Annotated in this window: 11 protein-coding genes; 1 reads left to right on the top strand and 10 read right to left on the bottom strand. The window is 47.2% G+C overall.

All coding sequences use genetic code 11. The annotated features are described in order from the left end of the window. Positions 1 to 284 precede the first annotated feature (284 nt). On the bottom strand, positions 285 to 1,661 hold the full coding sequence (locus BBG47_RS14060; RefSeq protein WP_065292214.1) for a polysaccharide deacetylase family protein: 1,377 nt from the start codon (positions 1,659 to 1,661) through the stop codon (positions 285 to 287). A gap of 191 nt (positions 1,662 to 1,852) precedes the next feature. Here BBG47_RS14060 and ytvI point away from each other — a divergent pair, with 191 nt between their 5' ends. Then, a complete protein-coding gene (gene ytvI / locus BBG47_RS14055) occupies positions 1,853 to 3,010 on the top strand; it encodes a sporulation integral membrane protein YtvI (protein ID WP_065292205.1) in 1,158 nt (385 codons plus the stop codon). A gap of 61 nt (positions 3,011 to 3,071) precedes the next feature. On the opposite strand, the gene BBG47_RS14050 is transcribed toward ytvI, so the two are convergent. The 9 genes from BBG47_RS14050 to alaS form a co-directional block, all read right to left on the bottom strand. Beyond that, positions 3,072 to 4,895: a peptidoglycan D,D-transpeptidase FtsI family protein gene (locus BBG47_RS14050; protein ID WP_083189299.1), complete on the bottom strand. Its 1,824-nt coding sequence runs from the start codon at positions 4,893 to 4,895 to the stop codon at positions 3,072 to 3,074. 201 nt (positions 4,896 to 5,096) lie between these two features. After that, positions 5,097 to 6,437 carry a peptidase U32 family protein gene (locus tag BBG47_RS14045; protein ID WP_065292204.1) on the bottom strand — a complete coding sequence of 447 codons (1,341 nt, stop codon included), beginning with the start codon at positions 6,435 to 6,437 and terminating at the stop codon, positions 5,097 to 5,099. A gap of 17 nt (positions 6,438 to 6,454) precedes the next feature. Further along, positions 6,455 to 7,390 (bottom strand): peptidase U32 family protein, encoded by a 936-nt coding sequence (locus BBG47_RS14040; protein WP_065292212.1) that lies wholly within the window; start codon positions 7,388 to 7,390, stop codon positions 6,455 to 6,457. Between the two features lie 17 nt (positions 7,391 to 7,407). Continuing rightward, positions 7,408 to 8,469 (bottom strand): endolytic transglycosylase MltG, encoded by a 1,062-nt coding sequence (gene mltG / locus BBG47_RS14035; RefSeq protein ID WP_065292203.1) that lies wholly within the window; start codon positions 8,467 to 8,469, stop codon positions 7,408 to 7,410. Between the two features lie 97 nt (positions 8,470 to 8,566). Next, positions 8,567 to 8,866, bottom strand: a complete 300-nt coding sequence (locus tag BBG47_RS14030) for a DUF1292 domain-containing protein (protein WP_065292202.1) — start codon at positions 8,864 to 8,866, stop codon at positions 8,567 to 8,569. After that, complete coding sequence (locus BBG47_RS14025) at positions 8,863 to 9,162, bottom strand: DUF1292 domain-containing protein (RefSeq protein WP_021257000.1); 300 nt, start codon at positions 9,160 to 9,162, stop codon at positions 8,863 to 8,865. Before BBG47_RS14025 ends, BBG47_RS14030 begins: the two co-directional genes overlap by 4 nt. 9 nt (positions 9,163 to 9,171) lie before the next feature. Further along, positions 9,172 to 9,588, bottom strand: a complete 417-nt coding sequence (gene ruvX / locus BBG47_RS14020; protein ID WP_021257001.1) for a Holliday junction resolvase RuvX — start codon at positions 9,586 to 9,588, stop codon at positions 9,172 to 9,174. Between the two features lie 67 nt (positions 9,589 to 9,655). After that, positions 9,656 to 9,916: an IreB family regulatory phosphoprotein gene (locus BBG47_RS14015; protein ID WP_005547503.1), complete on the bottom strand. Its 261-nt coding sequence runs from the start codon at positions 9,914 to 9,916 to the stop codon at positions 9,656 to 9,658. Positions 9,917 to 10,072: 156 nt separating this feature from the next. Beyond that, on the bottom strand, positions 10,073 to 12,709 hold the full coding sequence (alaS, locus tag BBG47_RS14010) for an alanine--tRNA ligase (RefSeq protein ID WP_065292201.1): 2,637 nt from the start codon (positions 12,707 to 12,709) through the stop codon (positions 10,073 to 10,075). Positions 12,710 to 13,404 lie beyond the last annotated feature (695 nt).

Below are 13,404 nucleotides of genomic sequence, written 5' to 3'. Positions count from 1 at the left end.
TCGATAACTTTTTTTTATCAACCTTAGGAAAATCGTCTCAAAAAATCAAACTATTTTTATACTAAAAACGGAAATCTGATCCTATTTCACTATATTGTATCCCCTCAGTGGATAACTGTCTACTTATTCCTCTCAGAATGTGCATTTCTGCATTTTTATTTTCTTGCATAAAAGTTGCATAAATACTCATTCCGTTAAGGAGTACAAAAAAAGCTCTGAAAAATGAACAATGTCATTTTTCAAAGCTTTTAAATCAAATGTTATTATTTGGTAAATATATCGAATTATAACGGATGCGCCACATTCTCTACTTTCTTATCGACGAGCACAAGCCGCTCAGAACCGTTCGCATCATATGCATAATTTCTATCTCTTCCATAACGCGATAACAAGGTTTCTGTCGACATAATAATCAACTTAGGAATCATCTGTTCCGCTTGCTGCCTCAATCGATTCTGTCCCTGTGGATGAATAATGCTCATCAGCAGCCGCAAGTATCTCCGAGACACCCAGGAGAATAATCCTCTTGGCAAATCTCTTACCGTAAATCCGAATTGCTCGGGTCCCCGGTGCATCATACTTACTCCGTACAATGCTTTCACATTCGCCTGTAAATTCTGATCGCTTAGCAAGTAATCAGCAAGCTCTGGCAGCGTACGTTCTACGGAACGTATCATCTGAATTGCAATTTGCATCGCACTCCTCGACCGATGACCAATATCATATAATAGTCGATTGTCGAAATGCAGTTCCAGTACCAGGTCATTATGCTTCAATTCTACTCCGTCATCTAAGACTACGGCCTTGCCATGATACGGACGAACACGGAAATGAAACACAGGCTGTTCATGGTTCGTTGTCTTCAACGCAAAGACGGAGTGGAAAGCTTTCTCATAGAGAAACCAGAGACGTACGACCATGCGTCTAAGCAAGCTTGGATTCTTCATCCGGGCTTGATCGGTCAATCGAATGAGCTCATCGATACGGACACAGCGCAGCTCGCGCTTCTCCGCTTCGTCTAGAAACCGTTCCAATGCCGCCAGCATATTCGCTGGCGCTTCCCGATCTGCCCCAAGTGTAAGGCCGCAATCATGCAGCAGCAGAACTTCCCCACCCCGACATCGCTTCATCATACGCCGATACAAGCGTTCAGAGCCGAGCTTCTTCCGCCAATCCCCGAATAGAACAGACCACAATATAATTTGCAAGTGACCCAATCTGCCATAATCGAATAGATTGACAATCCCCCAAGGCGGTCGATAATAATTCGATCGTTTGCCAGTTACTGATTCAATAATGTCTGACGTTTTACGGATTTGTCGTTTCACCGTTTTTGGACGCATCAGCCAGTTGGACTTATGAACATAATTGTGAATACCGATAAGATGACCCTCATCGTGCATTCGCTTCAGCACGTCTGGATGCTGCTCTGCGTGGATGCCAACCACAAAGAATGTTGCCTTGGCATTATATTTCTTCAATAGGTCTAACAGCTGAGGTGTATAGATCGGATCTGGACCATCGTCGAATGTCAATGCCAGTTCCCGTTCTGCACGTCCCTTCTGGAAGACACGAAATCCAAACAGGCGGCTGATTAAGCCAGGGAGAAACGCATAAAACGTCAGGATGTAAAACCCCCATAATAAAATGAATTCTACCATCCCAGTTCCCCGTTTCTTATTTACATAATAAAATGCAACGTTCTCAAGCTCTTCAGACTTGAACATATACGTATACTTACTCTACGTATGAACAGTTATTATTGTAACATAATGAACAAAGAATAGGCACGGGAAATCGTTTCGTGTACAATGATTATCATATTGTTATTTGGTGAGAAGGAGTCTGTTCTATGATTGCATTTTACCGTAAGTATTGGCGGACAGCATTTGATATCGCCTTGTTGATTTTGACTGCATATTTAATCATGTACACGTTTAGCTATTTGTATTCGATAGCCGCTCCTATTTTTCTAGCCTTCATCGTGTTCATGTTCATCGAACCGCTGGCGGCATTCCTTCACCGGCGGGGTATGAGAAAAGCTATCGCTTCGGCCATCTCCGTCTTATTGTTCGTACTTGTCATTCTAGGAGCTATGTTTGGACTCGGTTTTATTCTCGTGCATCAAGCAATCGAGCTGCAAGACAAGCTGCCTACCTATATTAAGGCAGTTCAGAGTGAATTGGTGAACATCGCCACGTACTTGCAGAACCGGTATGAATCACTGCCGCCTGATGTATCTGGCCGCATCAATGAATATGCCGGCAATGCGGCCCAGCATATTTCCGAATTTATCGTCGGATTGCTCAGCCTGCTCATTAAGCAAATAACGTCCTTCTCGACGTTTACGCTGAACTTTTTCATCGCCATCATCCTTGGCTATTTCCTCAGCATCGAGATTGATGCTTGGCGCAGAGTTGCCCGCAATAAAACGCCGCGCACGTTTCTTAAAGCCTACATATTTCTAAAGGAAAATGTTCTGAAGGGGTTATCTGCTTACTTAAAGGCTCAACTGAAGCTGATTTCCGTTACCTTTGTCATTGTGTTTATCGGTCTGCTTGTACTTGGCGTGAGCAATTCCTTCTTAGTCGCTTTATTGTCGGCACTTTTTGATTTACTGCCGCTCTTAGGGATTCCATTTATCTTTATCCCTTGGATCGCCTACCTGCTCATTATCGGTAATACATCGCTAGCAATTGGACTTGCTGTCGTTATGGGCGTCACCCTTCTAATCCGGCAAATTCTTGATCCGAAGATTACGGGGACATCGCTTGGGGTATCCGCATTTACGATGCTGTCCTTCATGATTGTGTCCATGTCATTGTTCGGGGTTATCGGCATCGTCATGTCCACCGTCCTCTTGATCTTAATAAAAGCTCTTTACGATCAAGGTTATTTAAAACGTTGGATTCGTATGCCTAAAGAAGAATTTGTATCTGGACATCCATTTGACAATTCTCCTGATCAAAGTGAGGACAATAAAGATAACGAAGAACCAAAGAACAAGTAGAAACCAAGATACCTTGTTGAGATGAAATAGCAGGCCAATCTTCCTTGAGGAGATTGGCCTGCTATTTATGTGGAGGCTGTGCAGCCAGCACATCCATTACAGCTTGGAATACCTCTGTTGCCTTATGCGAAGTGCCAGATTGGTCATCTTCGCTGACGACACTCACTGCATACTTTGGCTTCTCAACTGGGCCGTACCCTACAAACCATGTATGTAAGTTAGCCGTCCCAAATGCCTCAGCTTGGGCAGTACCACTCTTGCCTGCAACGTTCCAGGAAGTCTGTTTAAGCGATTGCCCCGTACCGTACTGGACGACATCCACCATCATTTTCATTACGTTACGGGCTGTCTCCAGCTTCATCACTCGCTCCTTTTTGACTTGTACAGGGAATCGAACGATTGGCATCCCTGTGGCATACTGCACTTCCTGAATCAATCGTGGTGATCCGAAGTTTCCATTCTGAAGCAGCGTTACGACGAAGTTGGCTGCAGCCAAAGGTGTCAATCGCACATTCCGCTGCCCGATACCAGATTGAGCTCGTTCCCCTCCCGACACATTCCCCGGCTGTACATCGTCAGGAAATATTTGACTCCCTTCCTCGCCTTCGAAGTGCCGCAAACTCCGGTGGCCCATCCCATCATCTGAAACCATACCAACAAATCCGCTTAGCCCCATTGTCTTGGCATAGTTCAATAGCTGCTGCCCTGTTAATCGTTCTCCCAGCTCAGCAAACACTTCATTGCATGACTCTGCCAATGCCTCGCGCAATGTCAACGTACCATGCCCTTCCGGCAGCCAGCACGCTAGACCATACTTCCCATAATGCCCATCGCAGTAAAAGCGTTCATTCAGTTGCGTCAGCCCTGCTTCCATTGCGGCAGCCGCAATGAACAGCTTATAGACAGAACCCGGAGGGAGGGCCTTGGTCGCCCGATTGTTCCACGCCGCCTTCTCCGGCTCAATATGATAAGGATCTGCGGCAGGGCGGGACACCATCGCCACCACATCCCTTGTTGCTGCATCAAGAACGACTACCGATCCCTTCTCAATATGATACCGATCAAGTACTTGCTCAATAGCAGCTTCGATTGTCTGATCCGTTGTCGTAATAAGCCTTAATGGATAATATGGATTATCAGGACGCCGTAAGCGCACATCGAGTCCATGCAGCGGAAGTTGACTTGCATCTGTATAATGGACGACTGTCGTGGCACCCAATCCCTTGAGCAATGGTTCAAACGTTCGTTCCAAACCCGATACACCAACAATACTTGAATCAGCATTGTTGCCACTCTTCATAAAATGCTCATTGTTCGATGTATCCGTCATATCCGCAATAGCCCCTACCCATTGCGGAGTATGCTGACGAAGCGGATATCGAACTGTATATGGAAGTACTCGAATCCCTTCCCAATCCGATAATCCAATTTGTCCGGCCTGCTCTGTACTCAGCTCGAAGGGCAATTTTTTATCCTTCTCATTTGGCCAAATGTAAGGTTCGGTAAGCTCCTCCCATCGATGCCGAACCTCTTGTTCTGACTCGTGCAGCCAAAGCGCCATGCTCCGAACCGCATCCGTACGAATAGCATTTTTTTTCACTGGGAAGAGGACAAGGGCCTTCACGACTTGCACCGTATACGGGCGCCCAGCCCGATCTACGATCAAGCCACGTCCATCATCCAGCACTACACCACGTGCCCGTTGAATAACGGTGCGCTGCAGAACGGTATGGACACCATCATCCACCTTGCTGTGCACGAACAATAGCTGGAGCCAGCCCAATCTGACAATATAGATTCCGATCATTACGGTAATGGCACATGCGAGCAGAACAAGCCGATTGTACATGAGCTTCTGCCGCTTCGAACGTTGGCGCGACAACACTTCATCCACCTCCTTCTCACAAACGAAGTCCGTTTCTTCTTATCAGTACCATTACTGCCCACTTCTCCTTATGCATAACCACAAGCGTTGGATCGTGCGCCAACCTATCCTTTTGTTCACACCTACTCAGCATTATTTCTTCACAAAAAAAGCCCCTACCATTCGGTAAGGGCTCAACTCTATTCTGTTATTCTAAATCACTTACGCTTTGGCATTCTTCTTACGCATCATATCGAAATACGTAACCGGCTGATCGACCTTCATACGCACAAGTTGCAGCGGATGGCGAGCTGCATCCAGCTCATTGCCTTCTGTATCCCACAGCTTCTCTACCTTCTGCTTGAAGAACGTATTGTTCGGGCCGAAGAACTCAACCTCAGCTCCAACCTTGAAGTGATTGCGCTGTTGAACCGTCGCGATGCCTGTCTCAGCATCATAGTCCATAACCAATCCAGCGAAATCATAAGGTGCCGGCTTGTCTTCCGGCTCGTAAATATGATCCTCATGATCCGGCTCTTCGTAGAAGAAACCTGTATTGACAGGACGGTTAGCCGCCTTATAAATCTCATCCAGCCATTCCTGCTTCAGCTCATAATTGTCCGGATCGGCCATATACGCATCAATGACTTTCCGATACACATTAACAACCGTAGCCACATAGTGAATCGACTTCATCCGGCCTTCAATCTTGAAGCTATCCACCCCAACATCGATTAGATCCGGCAGATGCTCAATCATGCACAAGTCCTTCGCACTCATGGCGAACGCATTGTCATTCTCATCGAACAACGCCTTTTGATTGACGCCCAGACGGAACTGCTCCAATACAGACGAACCGGAAGCTTCCTCTTCGCTGATCATATCCATTGCATCTGCACGGTCATCCTCAAACAGATCGTATTTCCAGCGGCATGATTGGCAGCAGCCGCCGCGGTTGGAATCGCGGTCTGTAAAGTGGTTGGACAACACACAGCGTCCAGAATAAGAAGAACACATCGCACCATGAATAAAGGCCTCAATTTCGATGTCGACGTGATTTTTCATCTCCTGAATTTCATCTATGCTCGTCTCCCGAGCTAAGACGACGCGAGGCATGCCTTCATCTTTCCAGTATTGAATCGTCTGCCAGTTCGCGATGGACTGCTGTGTACTAACATGAACCTCCAGCTTCGGAGCTACGCGCATCGCAGTATCAATAATGAATGGATCTGCAGCAATAATGGCACTAATGCCCGCATCCTCCAAGTTGCGAAGATACTCTTCTAAGCCTTCGATATCTTCATTATGCGCATAAATATTCGTCGCCACGAACACCTTCGCACCATATTTTTTAGCGAACTCCACACCTTCGCGCATTTCTTCAAAGCTGAAATTGTCCGCATTGGAACGCAGACCGTATTTTTGTCCGCCAATGTACACGGCATCCGCACCGTAATGAATAGCGAACTTCAACTTCTCCAAATTACCGGCGGGAGCAAGTAATTCCGGCTTATCCAAGCGATATCGCTTGCCGTTATATTTACGTTTCGTTTGTGTACTCATCGTTGTACGCCCCCTCCTTAATACATTTGTTCTTTATAGAAAAATCCGAATGAGAGCTCTCGCTCTGGATCTTGAACCGCACGAATGCGTTCCAGCCATTCTTCCTTCATGGAATACCCTTCAGGATCGGCAATATAGGTATCAATCGCTTCGCGATATACGCGAACAACGGTTTCATTATATGAAATAGACTTCAATATTCCTTCGATCTTGAAGCTGTCAATGTGTGCATCGAGCAGCAACTTCAAATCTTCGATGATGCACATATCGTCTGAGCTCATGATATGTGTTCCGTTCGCATCTTCATACATCGGGAACTTCTCATCCTGACGTTCTCGCTCTACGAGGAACAGCTTCTGCTCCATCCCTACCTCATATGTGCCTTCTTCTTTGCCAAGATGACGCATGTAATGGTGAACTAAATGGCGCTTGGAATGATAAATATTCGTCATCCCATGGATTTGAACTTGAACCTCCATATCCGGAAGCTGCTGCTTCATCTCTACCACTTGCTCCATGTTCAACTCGCGGGCAGCAACGATACGGCTTGCGCCACGCTTCTGCCAGTACTGAGCTGTCCGGTAGTTCGTCGATGTCATCTCCGCATTCCACTGCAGTCGAAGAGTTGGCGCTGCTGTTCGTGCAACCATAATTACAGCTGGATCGCCATAGGCAATCGCATCAACGCCCAGTTCCTCTAGTCGCTTCAAGTAAGTTGATAAATCCGTCAGATGTTCATTATGCATAATATTATTTACTGCAACATACAGCTTGGCGTTATGGCTGCGGACGATTGGCAGGCTTGCCTCGATATCTGCAATGGTCATTTCGCCTGGCATGCGCATGCTATATTTTTCTTCCCCGACGAGGACTGCATTCGCGCCTGCTTGAAGCAAGCGTTCCAATTCCTCAACACTGCCTGCGGTAACAAGCAATTCAGGTTGATAAGTCATGTTCATTTCACCGCTTTCTATTGTGCTGCCGTTTTCTTGCTCTGTTCGATATTACGCTGATGCTCTGGGAATGTCTTGGCGAACAGATGCGTGTGGGTGCCGTCTTTTTTCGTCACATAATACAAATATTCTGAAGCCTCCGGCTTCAATACTGCTTGAATGGAGGCAGTACTTGGACTGGAAATAGGCCCTGGCGGCAATTTATCTATTTTATACGTATTGTAAGGACTGTCGATTTCCAAGTCCTTATAATACAAACGTTCCTTTGGCTTGTCCAGTGCATATTGAACGGTAGCATCTATTTGCAGACGCATCCCCTTCGCAATTCGATTATCGATGACGCCCGCAATCAATGGACGCTCAGCATCCACAACCGCTTCTCGCTCAACAAGCGAAGCCAAGGTCAGCATATCGTGCAGCGTAAGCCCGCGCGTCTTCAAATCGGATTCCCAAGTTGGGGAAGCCTGCGACAATCGCTTCTCTGTCTCTTGCACCATCCGTGCAATAATTTCTTCCTCAGAGCTCCCCTTCTTCAACTCATAGGTCTCAGGGAACAAATATCCTTCAAGTCGATGCTTCAACTTGGCGTCAGTCGGAATATGAGCAGCGATCGGGGCCTGTCCCTTAAGCCAAGCCGTATCATTCACCAGCTTCAAGAAGCGATCCTTATCCACAATTCCATCATTGCTTAGTTTGTCCGCAATTTGTTCTACGGTATAACCTTCTGGAATCGTGAAGCGAACCATTTCTTCCGGCACGACTTCCCCGCTGTTGAGCTTCGCGATAATGTCGTCATAGGTAACACCGGGACGGAACGCGTATTTCCCCGCTTGGAAGCGGCTTCCCTCCCCGTTCCATTTCAAATACACTTTAAAAATGAGTGCATTGCGAATAATTCCCTGCTCCTCCAACTGTGATGCGATTGCTGCTGTTCCAGAGCCCTGTTGGATCGAAACGGGAATCTCCCGTTCTTCTTGCGCGAGCGGACGCATCCCGCTCCATATATAACCAACACCAGCGCCAGCTACGAGTAGAAGCACAAGGAGGATCGTGAACAGCACCTTCGAGCCTTTCTTCATCCACACACTCTCCTACATGGAAAAAGAGCGGAAATCCGCCCTTTTTCCGTAAAATATCAGTTAGCCGATGCCATCCACCGACTCTACAAACGACAAATTAAAATTCGTCTCGGTACGTTAATTCATCATACAGCTCAGCTACTTCTTCCCACTCGTCATCATCTTCGATCGTTTCGAGCTCCCAGCCTTCTGCTTCGCTCCCGATAATGCGATACAGTTCCTGCTCCGGTTCTTGAGCACCTTCTGGAAGAAGTACTGCATACGCTCGATCATCAAGCCGGAATTCAGCGATTAACGATAGGACACGACTGTGACCGGCCTCATCCGTCATCTCAACGAATTGACCGAAGGCATTCTTTAGCTGTTCTGTCAATTGAAGTTCAAGTCGTTCGGTCACCCTTCATTCTCCTCATCCGCTGTAAATAACGTATTGAACGTTTCCTCGACAATATTCCATTCTTCTTCGTCCGTAATGGTAAACAGCTTCAAATCGTCGTCCTCTTCTTCATAACGGAACGCATACACTTCATCCGCATCTTCATCATCAGAATCGACAGGTACGACCATCATATATTTTTTGTCCGTGCCATCTACATCGAACTTCATAATGACTTCGAATTCTTCCTCGTTGCCCTCGTCGTCCGGAATATAAATGATCTCCGGTTCTTCTTGCAAATGTTCATCTCGTGTCATAGTAACCCCTCACCTTCTTGATTGATAGTCAAGATATGTTTGTAATATAATGGTTGCCGCCATCTTATCGATGACTTGTCGACGCTTCTTGCGACTGACGTCAGCTTCCAGCAATGCGCGTTCTGCCGACACCGTACTCAAGCGTTCATCCCACAGGTGAACGGGCAATCCGAACGACTGCTTCAACTGTTCTGCAAATGACATGCTTAGCTCGCCCCGAGGTCCGACTGTGCCATTCATGTTCTTCGGCAGTCCAAGGACGAAGGCTTCAACGCCGTGCTCCTTCACAATGTCACCAAGTCGCTTCAGATCATTCTCTGGTTTGCGACGCTCAATGACTTCAAGTCCTTGTGCCGTCCAACCAAAAGCATCGCTTATCGCGACACCGATCCGTCGATCTCCGTAATCCAAGCCAAGAATCTTCATTCAGTCTCTCCCAGTATTCATCCAGTGATGCTTACTTCTCTATCCGTGCTGCATTCATCCTCGCGACTTATCGGTGATGATTCAAGTAGAAGCGAACTAATTCTTCAATCAGTTCGTCCCGCTCTTTCTTCCTCACGATACTTCGAGCATTGTTATGCCGCGGGATATAAGCGGGATCCCCGGATAGAAGATAACCAACGATTTGGTTAATAGGATTGTATTCCTTCTCGAGAAGCGCATCATAGACAGACAACAGGATATCTTCGTTGGAAGCTTGCTGTTCCTCCGCTTTTACATTGAACTTCATCGTCTTATCCATGGAATTCATCGCTAACACCTCGCTTTACTCTTATCATAACACATACCCGAACAAACTAGAAAATATTCCGATCCAAAGCTTGGCATTGTTCACAAATTTGACGACAATAACCTCCCTATGGAATCGGATCAGGGAGCCCCTATTGCAGGGCTCCCCTCTCTTATATTATACGCCAAGCTGCTTCCCAACAAGCTCATCCACGAGAGCCAATGCCTCTGGCAGCTTGGAAGCGTCTTTGCCTCCAGCTTGCGCCATATCAGGACGGCCGCCACCGCCACCGCCGCACACAGAAGCGAGCTCTTTAATCAACTTGCCGGCATGAAGCCCCTTCTTTACAAGCTCTGGAGCAACAGCAACAACGAAGTTCACTTTATCTTCATTTACTGCACCGAGTGCGATAATCGCTTCTGGAAGCTTCGCCTTCAGTTCGTCTGCCGTCGTACGAAGTGCATCCATACCGCCTGCATCGACTTGTGCAGCCAGCACTTGAACGCCAGCGACGGTTCTAACTTGGTCTGTCAATTGTCCTGCTTCAATGCTGCTCAGCTTGCTCTTAAGCGATTCATTCTCGCGGGACAGCTCCTTCTCACGTGAGAACATAGCTTCAATACGCTTCGGTACATCCGCTACATTCGATTTAAGCAAGGAACCTGCTTGCTTCAACAGCTCCAATTGCGCCTCCATATACTGATACGCATGACGACCCGTCACAGCCTCAATACGGCGTACACCAGAGCCGATACCGCTCTCGCTCACGATCTTGAAGAGACCGATTTCCGAGGTGCTGCTAACATGGCAGCCACCGCATAGCTCAATGCTGTAATCGCCGACTTGTACGACGCGTACGATATCGCCGTATTTCTCACCGAACAACGCCATTGCGCCCATTTCTTTGGCCTCATCAATCGATTTCGATTCTATAACAAGCTGTGTGCCTTTCCAGATTTGCTCGTTGACACGATGCTCGATGTCCACAAGCTCCTCTTCGCTAATGCTGCCCAAATGTGTGAAGTCGAAGCGAAGACGGTCAGGCTGCACGAGAGATCCTGCTTGGTTCGCATGCTCACCCAATACAAGCTTGAGCGCCTTATGAAGCAAGTGTGTCGCAGTATGATTCTTAATAATATCCTCACGAATCGCGCGAGCTACTGCAGCTTGTACTTGCATGCCGACACGCAGTGTTCCTTCTTCCACGCGCACTACTGCAATATGCTGGCCATGAGGAGCTTTCAATACATCTTCAACTGCTCCTTTGAATCCAGCTGCTGTAAGTGTACCGTTGTCGCTTACCTGACCGCCGCTCTCCGCGTAGAATGGCGTGCGATCAAGCACTACTTGGCAAGTCGAGCCTACTTGTGCTTCTTCTGCCATTTCGTTATCCACGATCAGTGCCAGTACACTGGATTCAGTTACCAATTCATTATATCCAACGAATTCGCTTTTAGTCGTGTAATCAGCAAGTGGCCCGCCTTGTACCTTCATGCTTCCCGTATCTTGACGAGCTGCACGGGCACGATCACGCTGTTCTTGCATCGCCTGGTCGAAGCCTTCACGATCAACCGTCAATCCATGTTCAGAAGCATAATCTTCTGTCAAATCGAATGGGAATCCATACGTGTCATACAATTTGAACGCTTCTTGTCCGCCAATTTGCGTGCGTCCTTCCTGCTTCGCAGCAGATGCCAAGCTTTCCAGAATCGCCAAGCCTTCTACAAGCGTCTCATGGAATCGCTCTTCCTCGTTTTTGATTACCTTCTCAATGAACTCGCGTTTTTCAACGATTTCGTTGTAATGTGAGCCCATTACTTCACATACCGTCTGTACCAGCTCTACCATGAATGGACGGTCGATGCCGAGGATCTTGCCGTAACGGACTGCACGACGCAGCAAGCGGCGGATTACATAACCACGGCCTTCATTCGATGGCAGAACGCCATCGCCTACAGCGAATGTTACGGTACGAACATGGTCTGCGATTACTTTCAAAGCAACGTCGAACTCAGGACGCTCATTATACTTCACGCCTGCAATGCGGCATGTTGCTTGAATGATCGGCTGGAACAAGTCAGTATCGAAGTTGGAGTCCACATCCTGCAAGATTGAAGCGAAGCGCTCCAAGCCGGCTCCTGTATCAATATTTTTGTTCGGAAGCGGCGTGTAGCTGCCATCCTTGTTATGGTTGTATTGAGAGAATACATTATTCCATACTTCCAAGTAACGCTCGTTCTCTCCGCTTGGATAGCATTCTGGATCCTCTTCCAATGTTCCGTACTTCTCTCCGCGATCGTAGAAGATCTCTGTACAAGGACCGCAAGGGCCTTCCCCGATATCCCAGAAGTTGTCGTCGCCTGTCTTCACAATGTGGTCAGCAGGAAGGCCGATCTTCTCATTCCACAGCTTGTACGCTTCATCATCATCGTTATGGACAGTAACATAGAGACGATTCGGATCGAAGCCGATCCATTCTTTGCTTGTCAAGAACTCCCAAGCCCATGTAATGGCTTCTTCTTTGAAATAATCGCCGATGGAGAAGTTCCCCAGCATTTCGAAGAACGTATGGTGACGGCGAGTCTTGCCGACATTCTCGATATCGTTCGTACGAATACATTTTTGCGAGTTTGCGATACGCGGGTTCTCAGGCTTCACGCGTCCGTCAAAATAAGGCTTGAGCGGTGCCATACCCGCATTAATCCAGAGCAAGGATGGGTCATTGTGTGGTACAAGCGATGCGCTTGGCTCAATGTGATGCCCTTTGCTTTCAAAGAATTTCAACCATTTTTCGCGAATTTCACTAGCCTTCATGAGTAAACGCCCCCAATATTTTATTTAAGGTAGTTCAATTAGCTCACTTTTGATCACGGTGTATCCCATGAGGTTATTCGGCATCGAATCTTGCATTCACCCTCGAACAGCATATGCTTTCGAAGTATGTTTCCTTCAGAAACATTTTAGTTGCTCATGTAGTCTCGCCTACACTCCGCTACTCCTTACAAGTTTTGCAGAGCAAAACTCGCTACGGAAGCATATGCTTCAGCTTCATGCAACCTTCTCGGTGCTGAAAAGTCATCTAATTGAACTCGAACTATTAAAAAATAAAAAAATCGCCCCTGAAAATCAGGGACGATTCATATATCGCGGTACCACCCTGGTTATCGCATACATCATACCCCATTTTATCAAGCCTGCGTATCATGCAAGCAACGGGCAAGACAAGCGTCTGCGATCGCCTCGACGTTGATAACGGGTACGTCCCGGTGAAGTTCCATTCACACTCAGAAATTAGCGTTCAGCTGTTCTTCAAGGTGAAGATTCTTGCAGCCAGCCGGCATATGCCGATCCGGAATCTTCTCTCTGATCCTAGGGCTTCAGCTTACTCGTTTTCGTCTTCGTTTTGTTCCATATACCTATCCAATAATTTAGTATAAGCAGCAGGCAGACGGTTGTCAAACTTCTTTCGTTTGATCCCATCCGCCTGCTCAACGGATTTTCACCGAAAT

It is taken from the genome of Paenibacillus sp. KS1, from assembly GCF_001680695.1.
Lineage (GTDB): Bacteria > Bacillota > Bacilli > Paenibacillales > Paenibacillaceae > Paenibacillus_B > Paenibacillus_B suaedae.
The sequence above is the reverse complement of the archived record's forward strand: the minus strand, read 5'-3'. Positions and strand labels throughout refer to the sequence as shown.

Bases quoted from the DNA above. Each gene is read 5' to 3' on its own strand.
- BBG47_RS14060 (WP_065292214.1), bottom strand. From the start codon at position 1,661: ATGGTAGAATTCATTTTATTATGGGGGTTTTACATCCTGACGTTTTAT.
- ytvI (WP_065292205.1), top strand. From the start codon at position 1,853: ATGATTGCATTTTACCGTAAGTATTGGCGGACAGCATTTGATATCGCC.
- BBG47_RS14045 (WP_065292204.1), bottom strand. From the start codon at position 6,437: ATGAGTACACAAACGAAACGTAAATATAACGGCAAGCGATATCGCTTG.
- BBG47_RS14040 (WP_065292212.1), bottom strand. From the start codon at position 7,390: ATGACTTATCAACCTGAATTGCTTGTTACCGCAGGCAGTGTTGAGGAA.
- mltG (WP_065292203.1), bottom strand. From the start codon at position 8,469: ATGAAGAAAGGCTCGAAGGTGCTGTTCACGATCCTCCTTGTGCTTCTA.
- BBG47_RS14025 (WP_021257000.1), bottom strand. From the start codon at position 9,162: ATGACACGAGATGAACATTTGCAAGAAGAACCGGAGATCATTTATATT.
- ruvX (WP_021257001.1), bottom strand. From the start codon at position 9,588: ATGAAGATTCTTGGCTTGGATTACGGAGATCGACGGATCGGTGTCGCG.
- BBG47_RS14015 (WP_005547503.1), bottom strand. From the start codon at position 9,916: ATGAATTCCATGGATAAGACGATGAAGTTCAATGTAAAAGCGGAGGAA.
- alaS (WP_065292201.1), bottom strand. From the start codon at position 12,709: ATGAAGGCTAGTGAAATTCGCGAAAAATGGTTGAAATTCTTTGAAAGC.